The organism is Rhodococcus sp. IEGM1339 (genome assembly GCF_050321925.1).
Taxonomy (GTDB): domain Bacteria; phylum Actinomycetota; class Actinomycetes; order Mycobacteriales; family Mycobacteriaceae; genus Rhodococcus; species Rhodococcus pyridinivorans.
Map to the genome: position 1 here is coordinate 351,219 of NZ_JBNQFT010000003.1, position 14,461 is coordinate 365,679.

General features: G+C 69.7%; 17 protein-coding genes. 9 read left to right on the forward strand and 8 right to left on the reverse strand.

Annotated elements, in window-relative coordinates:
• From ACQR3U_RS06325 to ACQR3U_RS06340, 4 genes are all read right to left on the reverse strand, one after another.
• Positions 1-261, reverse strand: a complete 261-nt coding sequence (locus ACQR3U_RS06325; protein WP_230809988.1) for a hypothetical protein — start codon at positions 259-261, stop codon at positions 1-3.
• Positions 258-1,439: an inorganic phosphate transporter gene (locus ACQR3U_RS06330; protein ID WP_230809989.1), complete on the reverse strand. Its 1,182-nt coding sequence runs from the start codon at positions 1,437-1,439 to the stop codon at positions 258-260. The genes ACQR3U_RS06325 and ACQR3U_RS06330 overlap by 4 nt, the downstream gene beginning before the upstream one ends.
• 193 nt (positions 1,440-1,632) lie before the next feature.
• Positions 1,633-2,016 (reverse strand): VOC family protein, encoded by a 384-nt coding sequence (locus ACQR3U_RS06335; RefSeq protein WP_024101701.1) that lies wholly within the window; start codon positions 2,014-2,016, stop codon positions 1,633-1,635.
• A gap of 2 nt (positions 2,017-2,018) precedes the next feature.
• Complete coding sequence (locus ACQR3U_RS06340; RefSeq protein ID WP_024101700.1) at positions 2,019-2,465, reverse strand: hypothetical protein; 447 nt, start codon at positions 2,463-2,465, stop codon at positions 2,019-2,021.
• Between the two features lie 184 nt (positions 2,466-2,649).
• Here ACQR3U_RS06340 and ACQR3U_RS06345 point away from each other — a divergent pair, with 184 nt between their 5' ends.
• Positions 2,650-2,946 (forward strand): DUF4193 domain-containing protein, encoded by a 297-nt coding sequence (locus ACQR3U_RS06345; protein WP_006552309.1) that lies wholly within the window; start codon positions 2,650-2,652, stop codon positions 2,944-2,946.
• 87 nt (positions 2,947-3,033) lie between these two features.
• On the opposite strand, the gene ACQR3U_RS06350 is transcribed toward ACQR3U_RS06345, so the two are convergent.
• Complete coding sequence (locus ACQR3U_RS06350) at positions 3,034-3,927, reverse strand: 1,4-dihydroxy-2-naphthoyl-CoA synthase (protein WP_024101698.1); 894 nt, start codon at positions 3,925-3,927, stop codon at positions 3,034-3,036.
• 64 nt (positions 3,928-3,991) lie between these two features.
• Here ACQR3U_RS06350 and ACQR3U_RS06355 point away from each other — a divergent pair, with 64 nt between their 5' ends.
• The 3 genes from ACQR3U_RS06355 (at position 3,992) to ACQR3U_RS06365 (ending at position 6,173) form a co-directional block, all read left to right on the forward strand.
• The gene (locus ACQR3U_RS06355) at positions 3,992-4,624 is read left to right on the forward strand and encodes a PaaI family thioesterase (RefSeq protein ID WP_006552307.1); all 633 of its coding nucleotides are present in this window, start codon (positions 3,992-3,994) and stop codon (positions 4,622-4,624) included.
• A gap of 5 nt (positions 4,625-4,629) precedes the next feature.
• Positions 4,630-5,634 carry an o-succinylbenzoate synthase gene (locus ACQR3U_RS06360; RefSeq protein WP_257235786.1) on the forward strand — a complete coding sequence of 335 codons (1,005 nt, stop codon included), beginning with the start codon at positions 4,630-4,632 and terminating at the stop codon, positions 5,632-5,634.
• 98 nt (positions 5,635-5,732) lie between these two features.
• Entirely contained in the window at positions 5,733-6,173 is a 441-nt protein-coding gene (locus tag ACQR3U_RS06365; RefSeq protein ID WP_006552306.1) for a DUF6918 family protein, read from the forward strand.
• 96 nt (positions 6,174-6,269) lie between these two features.
• Here ACQR3U_RS06365 and ACQR3U_RS06370 read toward each other — a convergent pair whose 3' ends face one another.
• Together ACQR3U_RS06370 and ACQR3U_RS06375 are read right to left on the reverse strand one after the other, a co-directional pair.
• A complete protein-coding gene (locus tag ACQR3U_RS06370) occupies positions 6,270-7,130 on the reverse strand; it encodes a siderophore-interacting protein (protein WP_230809990.1) in 861 nt (286 codons plus the stop codon).
• 83 nt (positions 7,131-7,213) lie between these two features.
• Positions 7,214-7,819: a flavin reductase family protein gene (locus ACQR3U_RS06375; RefSeq protein ID WP_039585385.1), complete on the reverse strand. Its 606-nt coding sequence runs from the start codon at positions 7,817-7,819 to the stop codon at positions 7,214-7,216.
• A gap of 52 nt (positions 7,820-7,871) precedes the next feature.
• On the opposite strand from ACQR3U_RS06375, the gene menD reads away from it, so the two are divergent.
• The 4 genes from menD (at position 7,872) to ACQR3U_RS06395 (ending at position 11,906) form a co-directional block, all read left to right on the forward strand.
• Positions 7,872-9,491 carry a 2-succinyl-5-enolpyruvyl-6-hydroxy-3-cyclohexene-1-carboxylic-acid synthase gene (gene menD / locus ACQR3U_RS06380; RefSeq protein WP_006552303.1) on the forward strand — a complete coding sequence of 540 codons (1,620 nt, stop codon included), beginning with the start codon at positions 7,872-7,874 and terminating at the stop codon, positions 9,489-9,491.
• Positions 9,488-9,940, forward strand: a complete 453-nt coding sequence (locus ACQR3U_RS06385; protein WP_230809991.1) for a DUF3592 domain-containing protein — start codon at positions 9,488-9,490, stop codon at positions 9,938-9,940. The genes menD and ACQR3U_RS06385 overlap by 4 nt, the downstream gene beginning before the upstream one ends.
• A gap of 82 nt (positions 9,941-10,022) precedes the next feature.
• Positions 10,023-11,165: a glycosyltransferase family 4 protein gene (locus ACQR3U_RS06390; RefSeq protein ID WP_230809992.1), complete on the forward strand. Its 1,143-nt coding sequence runs from the start codon at positions 10,023-10,025 to the stop codon at positions 11,163-11,165.
• Between the two features lie 39 nt (positions 11,166-11,204).
• On the forward strand, positions 11,205-11,906 hold the full coding sequence (locus ACQR3U_RS06395) for a demethylmenaquinone methyltransferase (RefSeq protein ID WP_071935515.1): 702 nt from the start codon (positions 11,205-11,207) through the stop codon (positions 11,904-11,906).
• Positions 11,907-11,962: 56 nt separating this feature from the next.
• On the opposite strand, the gene ACQR3U_RS06400 is transcribed toward ACQR3U_RS06395, so the two are convergent.
• Positions 11,963-13,234: a geranylgeranyl reductase family protein gene (locus tag ACQR3U_RS06400; RefSeq protein WP_050993579.1), complete on the reverse strand. Its 1,272-nt coding sequence runs from the start codon at positions 13,232-13,234 to the stop codon at positions 11,963-11,965.
• A 112-nt stretch (positions 13,235-13,346) separates the two neighbouring features.
• Here ACQR3U_RS06400 and ACQR3U_RS06405 point away from each other — a divergent pair, with 112 nt between their 5' ends.
• Entirely contained in the window at positions 13,347-14,393 is a 1,047-nt protein-coding gene (locus ACQR3U_RS06405; RefSeq protein WP_006552298.1) for a polyprenyl synthetase family protein, read from the forward strand.
• Positions 14,394-14,461: the final 68 nt, after the last annotated feature.

Here is a 14,461-nt window from a genome sequence, read left to right on the forward strand (position 1 = left end):
TCAGAAGATGTCGATGCCGAACGTTCCGGCGAGGAAATCGGACGCCAGCAGGAGGGTTCCCGCCAGGATCGCGCAGGCGACCACGGCGAAGCACAACACCGCGGCGGTCCGCGCCACGGGGTTCGGTATGCCGTCGCTGCCCCGACCGGTGTCGAGCGCGCGGACCCCCAGGGCGAACAGGGAGGGCAGGCCGGCGCCGAGCAGCAGGCCCACGAGAACGACCTGCCAGAGGGAATCGAGGGTGTGCGTCAACAGGTTCACAAGCGTCCTTCCCCGCTGACCGTTTCGGAGGCACCCGGCGCCGGGGCGAGCTTGTCGTCCCAGTCGGCGGTGACGTTGGAGGCGTCGACGGGCTGCCGGCGCGAGCGCAGCCACATGAACAGGGCCAGGGCGCACAGGATTGCGAACACGACGAGCACGCCGGACATGCCGCCGATGAGGTGGGCGAGCGCCCAGCAGATCGCTCCGACGACCGCGGCGCACGGCAGGGTGATGACCCACGCGACGACCATCCGTCGCGCCACCGACCAGCGCACCTCGGCGCCCTTGGTGCCCAGACCCGTTCCGAGGATCGACCCCGTGGCGACGTGCGTGGTCGACAGCGGCAGACCGAAATGGCTCGAGGTGAGGATGATGGCGGCCGACGACGACTCGGCGGCCAGGCCCTGCGGCGGGGCGATCTCGACGAGGCCCTTGCCCAGCGTGCGGATGATGCGCCAGCCACCGAGATAGGTGCCGAGTGCGATCGCGACGGCACAGGCGACCTTCACCCAGAACGGCATCTCGGTGTCGGCGGTGATGGTGCCGTGGGCGACGAGGGCCAGGAAGATCACGCCCATCGTCTTCTGCGCGTCGTTGGTGCCGTGCGCGAGGGACATCAGGGACGCCGTGCCGATCTGTCCCAGCCGGAAGCCGCGGTCGCGGTGCTCGGTGGAGACGGATCGGGTCAGGCGGTGAATCGACCAGATGCCCACCGTGGACACGAGCGCCGCGATGACGGGCGCAAGCACGGCGGGGATCAGGACCTTGCCCAGGACTCCGTCCCACACGACGCCCTGGACACCGATCGACGCCAGTGCAGCGCCGACGAGACCGCCGAACAGAGCGTGCGACGAGCTGGACGGCAGGCCGAACAGCCAGGTCGAGATGTTCCAGAGGATCGCTCCGACCAGACCGGCGAAGACGATGAGCAACAGATCGGTACCGCCGACGGTGTCGAGGTCGACGACACCCTTCGCGACGGTCGCGGCGACTTCCACGGACAGGAAGGCGCCGACGAGGTTGAGAGTCGCGGACAAAGTGACCGCAGTCTTGGGTTTGAGGGCGCCGGTGGCGATGGATGTCGCCATGGCATTGCCGGTGTCGTGGAAGCCGTTGGTGAAATCGAAAGCGAGGGCAGTGACGACCACCACCAGGAGCACGACGAACTCTGCGGTCACGTCTGTCGATTGTGGGGTAGCGGGCAGGTGGATATACAGCGACGGGGATGTGAATTCTGCGTCTCGCCGTCACACCCGACCGGTTCTTTCGGACTCCGACCATGAGCGGAGTGCAGAGCAGACCGCACGGCTTGTGTGCAAGATCACCGGCGTCGCGCGACTGCCTCCGGCCGTGCCCGGGTACCTCCGTTCGTCAACGGAGGTCGCGCCGCAAGGGATGGTCCTCGGGGATCTGCACCAGGACGATCGGGATCCCCTCGGGATCCGCGATCCACAGCTCGCGCAGTCCCCACGGCTCCTGCTTCGCACCCCGGACGATGCGCACGCCCTTCAGCGCCAGTTCGGCCTCGGCGTCGTAGACGTCGCGCACCTGGAGCCACAGGGCGCCGTGGAACATTTCGTCGCTGTCGTCGGATCGGCCGTGCGCGGCGATCTCGATGAGCGACTGCCCCGCGAAGAAGACGGTTCCGCCGGGATACTCGCGGGCGATCGCCAGTCCCAGCGTCGAACCGTAGAACTCGAGGGCGGCCTCGGGGTCGCGCGGACGGAGGATGGTGCGGCTGCTGAGGATCTCCACGGTCACTGCTCCTCGGCCGGGCAGGCCTCGTGATGGCGGCGGCCGTGCGTGCGCCGCGATTCCTTCATCTCGGCCTCGAACAGATGGCGCCGGCCCTCCACGAGTTCGTCGCGCACCTGCTTCTCGAACGTGCGGAAGTCCGACCAGTAGCCGTCGTCGAACTCCTCGACGAGCTGGAAGGTCCAGCGACCCTCGGCGATGTTGCGTCCGATGATCTCGGTGCCGAGCCGCTCGGCGATCTCGTCGTGCCCGGCCTCGCGGAACAACTCCTCGGCGTCGCCGGTGAGCAGATCGGCGCGGCCCATCAGCTGGTGGAAGGCATAGAGATGGCCTCGCGCCTGCTCGACGGTCTCGAGGGCCTCGGACAGTTTGCCGGTCGCTTTCACAGTGGCGTCGGAGACGCTTTCCGGGCGGGTGTGGGCGGTTCGCGGACTCTGGCGATCGGTCATGTCCCACAGTGTGCCCGAGAGCACACGGTTCGAACGTAACTGAACATATGTGTTTGACGAAGCTTTCGATGGGACATTACTGACGGCAACGGTGCCCATGACAGCGCCGGCCTGCCACAGCGGATCCGACACAGCCGTTACCGCGGCTGCGCGGCACCGCCGACAACGAGTGAGGAGAACTGCCATGGCGACCGACTACGACGCTCCCCGCACCACCGACATCCTGGGCGGCGGTGGCACTGCCCTGGACGAGCTGGACATCAAGCCCACCGCGGCCGCCGACACCGACGAGGGCGAGATCCTCGAGACCCTCGACCTGCCCGGCGCCGACCTCTCGGCACTGTCGGCGGAGGAGCTCTCGGTGCAGGTCCTGCCGAAGCAGTCGGACGAGTTCACCTGCATGGGCTGCTTCCTCGTCCAGCACCACAGCCGTCGCGCGACGGGCGCCGGCGAGCAGGCCTACTGCCGCGACTGCGTCTGACCTTCCGTCGGACGACCCCTCCCTGCGCGGCGAACCGGGCTTTGCACCTGCTGTAGCAGGGGCGAAGCCCGGTTCGCCGCGTCAGGATCAGTAGTAGTGCGGGTAGGGCGACCAGTCGGGCTCGCGCTTCTCGAGAAAAGCGTCGCGACCCTCGATCGCTTCGTCGGTCATGTAGGCCAGACGCGTGGCCTCGCCCGCGAACAACTGCTGACCGACGAGGCCGTCGTCCTGCAGGTTGAAGGCGTACTTGAGCATGCGCTGCGCCTGTGGCGACTTGCCGTTGATCTTCTGCGCCCACTCCAGCGCGACGTTCTCGAGCTCGTCGTGGTCGACGACCTTGTTCACCGCACCCATGTGGTGCATCTCCTCGGCCGTATAGGTGTCGCCGAGGAAGAAGATCTCCCGCGCGAACTTCTGGCCGACCATCTTGGCGAGGTAGGCGCTGCCGTAGCCCCCGTCGAAGCTGCCCACGTCGGCATCGGTCTGCTTGAAGCGGGCGTGCTCACGGGAGGCGAGCGTCAGGTCGCACGTGACGTGCAGGCTGTGGCCGCCACCGGCGGCCCAGCCGTTGACCAGAGCGATGACGACCTTCGGCATGAACCGGATCAGCCGCTGGACCTCGAGGATGTGCAACCGGCCCGCGCGGGCCTTGTCGACGGTGTCGGCGGTCTCGCCGCTCGCGTACTGGTAGCCGCTGCGGCCACGGATCCGCTGGTCGCCGCCGGAACAGAACGCCCACCCGCCGTCCTTCGGGCTCGGGCCGTTGCCCGTGAGCAGCACGACGCCCACGTCGGAGGTGGTCCGCGCATGATCGAGCACGCGGTAGAGCTCGTCGACGGTGTGCGGACGGAAGGCGTTGCGCACCTCGGGGCGATCGAACGCGACGCGGACCGTGCCCTGCGTGACGTGTCGGTGATAGGTGATGTCGGTGAGGTTCTCGAACCCGGGTACCGGGCGCCACAATTCTGGATCGAAGGTCACCTCGTCACCATAAAGGGCCGGACATCTCGGCGACGTGCGCTGCCGCCCGATAACGTGCACAACCATGACCGAGCAGACCGATCCCCGCGACGACTACGAACACCACGGCGGATTCCCGGTCTACGAACCGGTGAAGGCGGGGCCGAACTACGGTCGCCTCGTCGAGACCTTCCGGCGTCTGCAGGATCTGATGGTCTCCACGAACCCGCCGGACGAGGTCGTCGACCGCGCGATCGAGCAGACCGAGGCACTCGTCGGCCTGCTCGCCGAGCACGCCGTGCCCGAGGGCCGCTCGCCCGCCGGATTCAACGTCGACCTGCCCGGACGCGGCAGCGCGCTGCTGCTGCCGTGGACGATCGAGAAGTACGGACCGGACGGTGTCCGTGAGCGCGGCGTCTTCCGCCGCTACCACCTCGGAGGCAACGGGGCCGCGCACGGCGGCACGCTGCCACTGCTGTTCGACGACCTGTTCGGCATGGTCATCCACGCCAACGGCCGCCCGATCGCCCGCACCGCCTATCTCCACGTCGACTACCGCAGGATCACTCCGATCGAGACCGAACTCGTCGTCGACGGCTGGGTGGACCGCGTGGACGGTCGCAAGGCCTTCTGCAAGGCCGAACTGCGCGATGTCGACGGCAACCTCCTCGCCGACTGCGAGGCGCTGATGGTCCAGTTGCTGCCGGGCCAGCCGTGACCTCCCTGCCCCTCCCGTCCGCGCTGCCCCTCCCGTCCGCGGACGAGTTGCTCGACGGGGCAGTCGTCGTCTCGCTGCCCATGCGCGTCCGGTTCCGCGGCATCACCGAACGCGAGGTGCTGCTGCTGCGCGGACCCGCCGGGTGGGGTGAGTTCGGACCGTTCCCCGAATACGGCGACGACGAGGCGGCGCACTGGTTGCAGTCGGCGATCGAAGCCGCCTGGCAGGGCCATCCGGCTCCGCGCCGCTCCCGGATCGCGGTCAACGCGACCGTGCCCGCCATCGGCCCGGAGCGCGTCCCCGAGGTGCTCACCCGGTTCCCCGGCGCGCGCACCGCGAAGGTGAAGGTCGCCGAAACGGGCCAGGATCTCGCGCAGGATGTCGCTCGCGTCCGGGCCGTGCGCGAACACGTGCCCCACGTCCGGATCGACGCGAACGGCGGCTGGAGCGTGGACGAGGCCGTCCGCGCCCTCACGGCGTTCACCGCCGACGGTCCGCTCGAATACGCCGAGCAGCCGTGCGCGACCGTCCCCGAACTCGTCGAGGTGCGCCGGCGACTGCCCGGGGTGCGCATCGCGGCGGACGAGAGCATCCGCCGCGCCGAGGATCCCCTGCGGGTCGTGCGGGCCGGGGGAGCGGACGTCGCCGTCGTGAAGGTCTCGCCGCTCGGTGGGGTCCGACGCCTCGTCGCGCTCGCCGACGAACTCGCCGGGCACGGCGTCGAGGTGGTCGTCTCGAGCGCCCTCGACTCCGCGGTGGGGATCGCCACCGGTCTCGCGGCGGCAGCCGCCCTGCCCGACCTCCCGTACGCCTGCGGGCTGGGCACGGGTGGCTTCTTCGAAGCCGACGTCGCGCCGGCTCTGCACATGTCCGACGGAGCGCTCGATGTCGTCGCGGTCGAGCCCGAACCCGAGCGGCTCGACGCGCTGCGGGCCGATCCCGATCGAGTCGAGTGGTGGTGCGAGCGGGTGCGTCGGTGCCGTACGGTGCTCGCCGGACGCGGACTGTGACGACCTCGCCGGACGCGGACTGTGACGGCACGGAATCGTCGTATATCGTTCCCCGCGTCCCAACGGTCACAAGTGTCACATCTACGGAGGCAGTGAAAGTGGTTGCAGCTCTGGGCGATGCCCTCCTCGGCGCCGACAAGTTCCCGGCGGTCAAGGCAGACGTCGAAGCCCTGATCGATGCTGAGGTGTCGGACAAGAAGGGTGCGTCCGGTCTCGCCCTCAAGGGTGGCTACGCAGCAGTGAAGAAGGTCGGCCCGGGCATCGTGCCGGGTGCCGTCGAAGGTCTGCTGCCCGAATTCGTCGAGAAACTCCAGCCGTTCTGGGTGGAGTACGCAGGCAACGGTTCGTTCGCGGACTTCCTGGTCGCCCGCGGCGAGGTCGTCGCCGACGCTCTCCTCGGCGTGACCGACGAGCGCATCGCCGGCACGTCGAAGTCCGGCGTCAAGAAGGTCTACGACTCGCTGCGCCCCTCGGCCAAGAAGCACGTCGTCGAGGCCCTGCCGCGCCTGGGTGATCTCATCCAGAAGCACGCCGGCTGAGCCGACACCAGCGACATCCGGACGTCGCGGTCCCGAACCGGTTCGCCGGTCGGTACCGCGACGTTCGTCGTTCGAGGGGGTCGTTCGAGGGGTCCGTCAGTAGACGGGCTCCCCGTACTTCCAGTAGCCGATGAAGGTCACCGCCGCACGGTCCCAGCCGCACTCGCGCACGAGATGGCGGCGCACGCCGGTCGCGAGCGACGACTCGCCCGCGACGAACGCGTGGGCCGAATCCGACGAGGGCGTCGACTCCCGCACCGCGTCGACGACGAGACTGCCCGGAACCGCCTCGCCATCCGTCCTGATCACCGGATGCACCCGCACGTTCTCGCCCGTCGGCAGATTCTGGGCGCTGAGATCGTCCGGGTGCGGAACCTCGACGAAGACCTCCACGGCCGCGAGCGGGTCGAGGGCAAGAATCGAGTCGAGGATGCCGACCACGGCGGGCACCGCGCTCTCGTCGCCGACGAGCAGCCACGACCGTGCTTCGTCGAGGGGCAGGTTGCTGATGCCCTCGTCGAGGATGCCGATCTCGTCGCCGGGCTGTGCCCGCTCCGCCCACGCCGAAGCCGGACCCAGATCGCCGTGCGACGCGAAATCGATCTCGATCTCTGAGGTCGGACCGAACAGCCCGGTGCCCGCAGGTCGCACACGGCGGAACGTGTAGTTCCGCAACACCGGACGCCGCTCCTCGGGCAGTTCCTGGTATTCGGGCCACCAACGGTCGTCGGTCGCGCCGGGAAGGGTCAGTTCCTGCTGATCCGGGGTGGGAAAGAACATGCGGAACCAGTGGTCGAAGCCCATCGGTGCGATCGAGTCGACGTCGTCGCCGCCCACGGTGATTCGCACGAAGGTCGGGCTGATGCGTTGGGCGGCGAGTACCTGCGCGCGCACCATCCGCCGCGACTCGGGCTTGAGATAGGAATTGCGCCGTGCGGTTCCGGTGCTCTTCGCCATACGGCCCTCCGAGGTTGCTCGGATGCCACCACTGACGACGTGCAGCATCCCGACGATCGTTCAGCGGAGCCTAACCTGTGTCGTCACCCGGGAGTGCCGGGCCGCTGCAGTCTCCGCACCGCGGGCGTCAGTCCCCATTCGGTCCGCCCCAACCGGCTCACCGCGCCGAGCGCGGCGAAGTCGGGGGCACCGTCCTCCGCCAGCACCTCCGGATCGACCGTCACGGCGAGGACGTCGCCCATCACGACGAACGAGTCGCCGATCTCGATCACACGGTGCAACCGGCACTCGATCGAGGCGGGTGCCTCCGCGACCCGCGGGGGCCGCACCCGCTCGCTCGGCTCGGCGTGCAACCCCACCTCGGTGAACTCGTCGATGTGGTGCGGGAACGCCGCCGACGAGGCGTTGACCTTCTCCATCAACGGCACGGTCGCGATGTTGATCACGAACTCGCCCGTCTGCTCGATGTTCCGCAGACTGTCCTTCCGGCCCACGGAGGTGAACTGCACGACCGGCGGGGCCGTACTCGCCACCGTGAAGAAGCTGTAGGGAGCGAGATTGAACACACCGTCCTCGGCCTCGGTGGACACCCACGCGATCGGTCTCGGCACGATTGTCGCGGTGAGAAGGCGGTAGAAGCGGCCGGGACTCGACTCGGCGGGATCGAAGACTGTGCGCACGGCCTCCATTCTGACCGCACCTGTACCCGGCCACACTTCCGGCGCAATTACCCTGGACTCCGTGAATCCGTCCACTGCCCAGGCCACTGCTGTCGTCGACGAACTCGCCCGGGGCGGTGTTCGGGACGTCGTGCTGTGCCCGGGCTCGCGCAACGCGCCGCTCGCCTTCGCGCTCCAGGCCGCCGACAGCGCAGGACGTCTGCGCCTGCACATGCGTATCGACGAGCGCACCGCCGGATTCCTCGCGATCGGCCTGGCCCTCGCATCGGGGCGTCCCGTCCCGGTCGTCATGACCTCCGGTACCGCCGTGGCCAACCTCGCGCCCGCCGTGCTCGAGGCGAACTACGCCCGCGTCCCGCTGGTCGTGCTCAGCGCCAATCGCCCCTACGAACTGCTCGGATCCGGTGCGAACCAGACCGTCGAACAGCTCGGGTTGTTCGGCAGCCAGGTGCGCGCCACCATCAGTCTCGGCCTCGCCGAAGGCATCGAGCAGAACAGCCAGTGGCGTTCGGCTGTCTCCCGGGTTCTCGCTGCCGCCCGCGGAACCCGATCGGGCAACGCCGGCCCGGTCCACTTCGACATCCCGCTGCGCGAACCGCTCGTGCCCGAGCTCGACGCGAAGGGCCCGGTGCCCGAGGGCCGCCCCGACGGCGATGCCTGGACCACCACGGTGAACGCCACCCTCGACGTCCCGCTCGAGATCGACCTGACCCCCGACACGATCGTCGTCTCCGGTCACGGTTCCGCCCACCGCCCCGAATTGTCCGGGCTGCCGACCGTCGCCGAACCCACCGCACCGTTGCACGGCATCCCGGTGCATCCGATGGCGCTGCCGCACCTGAAGCCGCGCCAGGCGATCATCACCGGACGGCCCACGCTGCACCGGCCGGTGTCGAACCTGCTCGCCGACCCCGCCGTCACCGTGTACGCGCTGACCACCGGCCCGCGCTGGCCCGACGTGTCGGGCAACGTCATCGCGACAGGCACCCGCGCCGTGGTGTCGGGAACACCCGACGAGGCGTGGCTCGAACGATGCCGCCAGCTGTCGGCGCACACCGACAAGGCCGTGCGCGCCCAGCTCGACGGGCATCCGAAGGCCACCGGACTGCACGTCGCGGCGGTCGTGACGGACTCGCTGAAGCCCTGCGACCAGCTGCTGCTCGGGGCATCGAACCCGGTGCGCGACGCGGCGCTCGTGAGCTACCCGAAACCCGACGTGAAGGTGCTGTCCAACCGGGGTGTCGCCGGGATCGACGGTACGGTCTCCACCGCCGTCGGTGCCGCACTCGCCTACGAACAGGGACGGACCGTCGCGCTGCTCGGCGACCTGACCTTCCTGCACGACGCGTCGGGCCTGCTCATCGGGCCGTCGGAGCCGCGGCCGCAGAACCTCACCATCGTCGTCGCGAACGACGACGGCGGCGGAATCTTCGAATTGCTCGAACAGGGCGACCCGCAGTACGCGGGTGTTTTCGAGCGTGTCTTCGGCACCCCGCACGGTATGGACCTCGCGGCACTGTGTGCGGCCTACCGCGTCCCGCACGAGCTGGTGGATCTGCAGGGACTCGCGCTCGCCCTCTCGAACGACACGGCGCCGCCCGCGGGCATCCGTGTGGTCGAGGTCACCACCGATCGGGCCGGGCTGCGCGAATTGCACGCGGCGGTGCGGGCGCAGCTGTGAGCGGACCCGAGCGCGCGCGGCGCGCGGTTCTGATGGTCGCGGCGGCGATTTCCGCCCTCGCGGTGATCCTGTTCCTCGGCGCCCTCCGCAACGACCTCACCATCCGCTCCGACACGGGCACGGCCGTCGCGGAGGTGCTCTCGGCCGGCTCCGTGCGGTCCGCCGTGAGTTTCGTCACTCCTGACGGTGTGACGCACAATCCGGAGCTCGGCGTTCTGTACCCGACGGGGCTGACCACCGGGCAGCGGATCGCCGTCGACTACGCCCGGAGTGATCCCGATCTCGTTCGTGTGACCGGTCGCGACGCCCGCGTCGCCCTGATCCCGACCGGATCGGTGATCGTCGTCACATGGTTGATCGCCACGCCGGTGCTGATCTGGCTGCGGCGGAGGGCGACCGCCGCACCCGCTGTCGCTCCCGACGTGAAGGATCGACAGCTGCAGGTGTGACGAACGAAACGTTCGTCGCGACTTCGTCCATCGGTCACCGAGCTCGCACCTGCTCGACTCGCAGGCTCGCCACGCTGTCGGCGTGCGAGTAGCCATCGTCGCGGAATCCTTCCTCCCGAACGTCAACGGCGTCACCAACTCGGTGCTCCGCGTCCTCGAGCACCTCGACCGCACCGGACACGACGCGTTGGTCGTCGCACCCGACACGGTCGCAGGCAGGCCACCCGCTCCGTCCGACCATCACGGGACACCCGTCCACCGCGTACCGGCGGTGCGCGTACCGAGGATCAGCTCCCTCCCGGTGGGCGTGCCCGGCCCGGAACTCCTTCCGGTGCTGCGCACTTTCGCGCCGGACGTGGTGCACCTCGCGTCCCCGTTCGTGCTCGGTGCCGGCGGTCTCGCCGCCGCGGGACGTCTCGACATTCCGACGGTCGCGATCTATCAGACGGACGTGGCCGGATTCGCCTCCAGCTACGGGCTCGGCCTCGCCGCGCGTGCGTCCTGGCGGTGGACTCGGCGCCTGCACCGCGGCTGCGATCTCACCCTCGCTCCCTCGACCTCCGCCGTGGACGACCTCGTGGCCCACGGCATCCCGCGCGTGCGGCGCTGGTCGCGGGGCGTCGACACCGACCGCTTCGCGCCGGCCCGGCGGGACGAGGACCTGCGCTCCTGCTGGTCGCCGGACGGCCGTCCGATCGTCGGTTTCGTGGGACGCCTCGCGCCCGAGAAGCACGTCGAGCGGCTCGCGATCCTCGCCCACGACCCGCGGCTGCAGCTCGTCGTCGTCGGCGACGGTCCCGAACGGTCGCGGCTCGAACGCCAGCTGCCGTCGGCCGTGTTCACCGGGCAGCTGGGGGGCGAGGAACTGGCCCGCGCCCACGCGAGCCTCGACGTCTTCGTCCATCCCGGCGAACACGAGACCTTCTGCCAGGCCGTGCAGGAAGCCCTGGCGAGCGGGGTCCCGGCGATCGTGCCGGACGCGGGCGGACCACGCGACCTCGTCGCCCACTGCCGCAACGGTTACCGCTTGCCGGTGGACCGCTTCGTCGAATTGCTGCCCCGAGCCGTCGATGCGCTGCTCGCTCCTGGGGTCCGGGACGAGTTCGGTGGTGCGGCACGCAGTGGAGTGCTCGGCCGCACCTGGCCCGTGCTGTGCGACGAGTTGTTCGCCCATTACCGGCGGGTGCAGGGCCTTCCTGCGCACGCGCTCCGCCGCGCCGCGTGAGCGCCGGCGTCCACTACGGGAGCGGGTAACGTTTCGGCCGTGGCAACAACTCACGGATCACGCGCGTCGCTCGACAAGGACCCGCGTGAGGTCGCGTCCATGTTCGACGGGGTCGCTGCACGCTACGACCTGACCAACACCGTCCTGTCGTTCGGGCAGGACCGCGGGTGGCGTCGCGCGACCCGTGCGGCTCTCGACCTGAAGCCCGGCGAGCGGGTGCTCGACCTGGCCGCCGGCACCGGGGTCTCCACCGTCGAACTCGGACGGTCCGGCGCGTGGGTCGTCGCCACCGACTTCTCCAAGGGCATGCTGCACGCCGGTGAGTTCCGCAACGTCCCGATGGTCGCAGGCGACGCGATGAAACTGCCGTTCGCCGACGCGGTCTTCGACGCCGCGACCATCTCCTTCGGCCTGCGCAACGTCGCCGACCCGGACGAGGGACTGCGCGAGATCGCCCGGGTGGTCAAGCCGGGTGGACGCCTCGTGGTGTGCGAGTTCTCCACACCCGTGCGGGAACCGCTACGCACCGTCTACATGGAGTACCTGATGCGGACGCTGCCGCGGGTCGCGCGGGCGGTCAGCAGCAATCCCGACGCCTACGTCTACCTCGCCGAATCGATCCGGGCCTGGCCCGATCAAGAGCAGCTCGCCCGGCGCATCGAGGCCGCGGGCTGGAGCGACGTGAAGTGGCGCAATCTCACGGGGGGCATCACCGCCCTGCACCGCGCGGTACGCAAGTAGCCGGGCGCATCGGCACCGCGCGGTACGCAAATTGCCGCGCGGCGCTGCATCGGCGCTCAGGCGAAGAGCGGCTGCCGATCCCAGCGCATCGAGAGATGACCGCTCGTCCGCCACACCCGGGCCACGAAGTCGGCGTCCTCGTCGGTGACGAGATTGCCCATCACCCGCACCGCGACCGACATCATCGTCCGCGACCGCATCGCGATCGGGCCGGTCGCCGGCAGGAACTTCGGGATCGTGAGCAGGCTCGCGAGGCGACGCGCGGTGGAGAACGCCCGGCCGTAGTGGGAGCGCAGCGTCGCCGGCCACAGGTCGGTGAGGTCGTCGGAGTCGAGCAGCCCGGCGAGCAACCGACCGCCTTCGAGTCCGTAGTCGATGCCCTCGCCGTTGAGCGGATTGACGCACGCCGCGGCGTCGCCGATCAGCGCCCAGTTCCTGCCCGCGACCCCCGACACGGCTCCGCCCATGGGCAGCAGCGCCGACGCCACACGCGTCACCTCGCCGAGTTCCCATTCCGTGCGGCGCTGCCGCGCGTAGAGGTCGATGAGATGCCGCAGCGATCCACTCGCCGGTCGCGAGGCGGTCGCGAGGGTCCCCACTCCCAGGTTCACCTCGCCGGTGCCGAGCGGGAACACCCAGCCGTAGCCCGGCTGGACGGCCCCCGCGTCGTCGCGCAGTTCGAGGTGCGAGGTGATCCACGGATCGTCGCTGCGCGGGGAGGTGGCGTAGGCCCGCGCGGCCACGCCGTAGGTGGTGTCGCGGTGCCAGCGACGACCGAGCACCTTGCCGAGGGGAGAACGCACCCCGTCGGCGACGATCACCGTGCGGCAGCGGACGGTCCGCGGTCCGTCGGCGGTGCGGAAGATCACGGCCGAGACCCGGTCGCCGTCGCGTTCGACGTCGACGGCCTTCGTTCCGTCCACGGCGCGGGCACCCGAGTCGAGCGCGGCCTGCCGGATCCGGGCGTCGAGTTCGGTGCGCGGCACGGCGCTGCCCACGACCGGGAACGACGAGTCGGGCCAGGGGAGTTCGAAGCGGCCACCGAAGCCCTCGAGACGCAGACCGCGGTTGACGGTGCGGGTGCGCAGCCAGTCGCCGAGGCCGAGTTCGTCGAGTTCGGCGACGGCACGCGGGGTCAGTCCGTCACCGCAGGTCTTGTCGCGAGGGAAGGTCGCGGCATCGACGAGCAACACCTCGCGACCGGCGCGGGCAGCCCACGCGGCGGCGGCGGAACCGGCTGGACCGGCACCGACGACGAGAACATCGGTACTGTCGGGAACGCAGGACTGGGATTGCCGCGGATCTCGCGCGGAGTGTTCGGCCACCACCGCTCCATCTTCTCAGGCCGCGATCGGCCGCCTCGACGAGGTGGATCGGGGAACGAACGGCTAGGTTCACTACGGTGAAGTCGAGGCGACAGAACAGGATGGGTACGTCATCGTGAGCACTGAGGGGGCGGCTCGGACCGCTGGTTCGGCCGATGCGGCGCCGAGCACCGTCGTGGCCGGTGTGGAACTCGGCGATCCGGTCCTCGCCGCGACAGTCGGGGACGGCCTCGCGAGCGTCGAGAAACTCCTGGTCGAGGAACTGTCCGACGGTGAGGACTTCCTGACGGAGGCCGCACTGCACCTTGCTAAGGCGGGTGGCAAGCGGTTCCGGCCGCTGTTCACTATCCTCACCGCGCAGCTCGGGCCGAAGCCCACCGATCCCGCCGTGGTGACGGCGGCGACCGTCGTCGAGCTCGTGCACCTCGCGACGCTCTATCACGACGACGTGATGGACGAGGCGACGATGCGTCGCGGCGCCCCGAGCGCCAACGTGCGCTGGGGCAACAGCGTCGCGATCCTCGCCGGCGACTATCTGTTCGCGCACGCCTCGCGGTTGGTGTCGACGCTGGGTCCGTCGGCCGTGCAGATCATCGCGGAGACGTTCGCCGAGCTGGTCACCGGTCAGATGCGCGAAACCATCGGTGTGCGTACCAACGACGACCCGGTCGAGCACTACCTGCGGGTGATCTGGGAGAAGACCGGTTCGCTGATCGCCGCCAGCGGTCGCTTCGGCGGTACGTTCTCGGGCGCTGATCCGGAACATGTAGAGCGTCTCGAACGGCTCGGCGACGCCGTCGGCACCGCTTTCCAGATCGTCGACGACATCATCGACATCGCGTCCGACACCACGGAGTCGGGCAAGACCCCCGGAACCGATCTCCGCGAGGGTGTGTACACCCTGCCGGTGCTCTACGCGCTGCGGGAGACCGGACCGGAGGCGGATCGTCTGCGTGAACTGCTCGTCGGTCCCATCGAGGACGAAGCGCACGTCGCGGAGGCGCTCGAACTGCTCGTCCGCTCGCCGGGGATGGATGCGGCGAAGGCGACTCTCGCGACCTACGCCGCCCGCGCTCACGCCGAACTCGATGCCCTGCCGCAGGGGTCGGCGAACGAGGCGCTGCGTCGCCTCGTGGACTTCACCGTCGCCCGCGTCGGCTGACGGACCGTCGTGTCGTCCCGCCCCGGTCGGGGCGGGAACCGCGCCGTTCGCTCGTTCGTTGGACGAAT

What these genes read in the sequence shown, in the direction of transcription:
- ACQR3U_RS06340 (WP_024101700.1), bottom strand. Translation starts at nt 2,465, where the DNA reads ATGACCGATCGCCAGAGTCCGCGAACCGCCCACACCCGCCCGGAAAGC.
- ACQR3U_RS06345 (WP_006552309.1), top strand. Translation starts at nt 2,650, where the DNA reads ATGGCGACCGACTACGACGCTCCCCGCACCACCGACATCCTGGGCGGC.
- ACQR3U_RS06355 (WP_006552307.1), top strand. Translation starts at nt 3,992, where the DNA reads ATGACCGAGCAGACCGATCCCCGCGACGACTACGAACACCACGGCGGA.
- ACQR3U_RS06370 (WP_230809990.1), bottom strand. Translation starts at nt 7,130, where the DNA reads ATGGCGAAGAGCACCGGAACCGCACGGCGCAATTCCTATCTCAAGCCC.
- ACQR3U_RS06375 (WP_039585385.1), bottom strand. Translation starts at nt 7,819, where the DNA reads ATGGAGGCCGTGCGCACAGTCTTCGATCCCGCCGAGTCGAGTCCCGGC.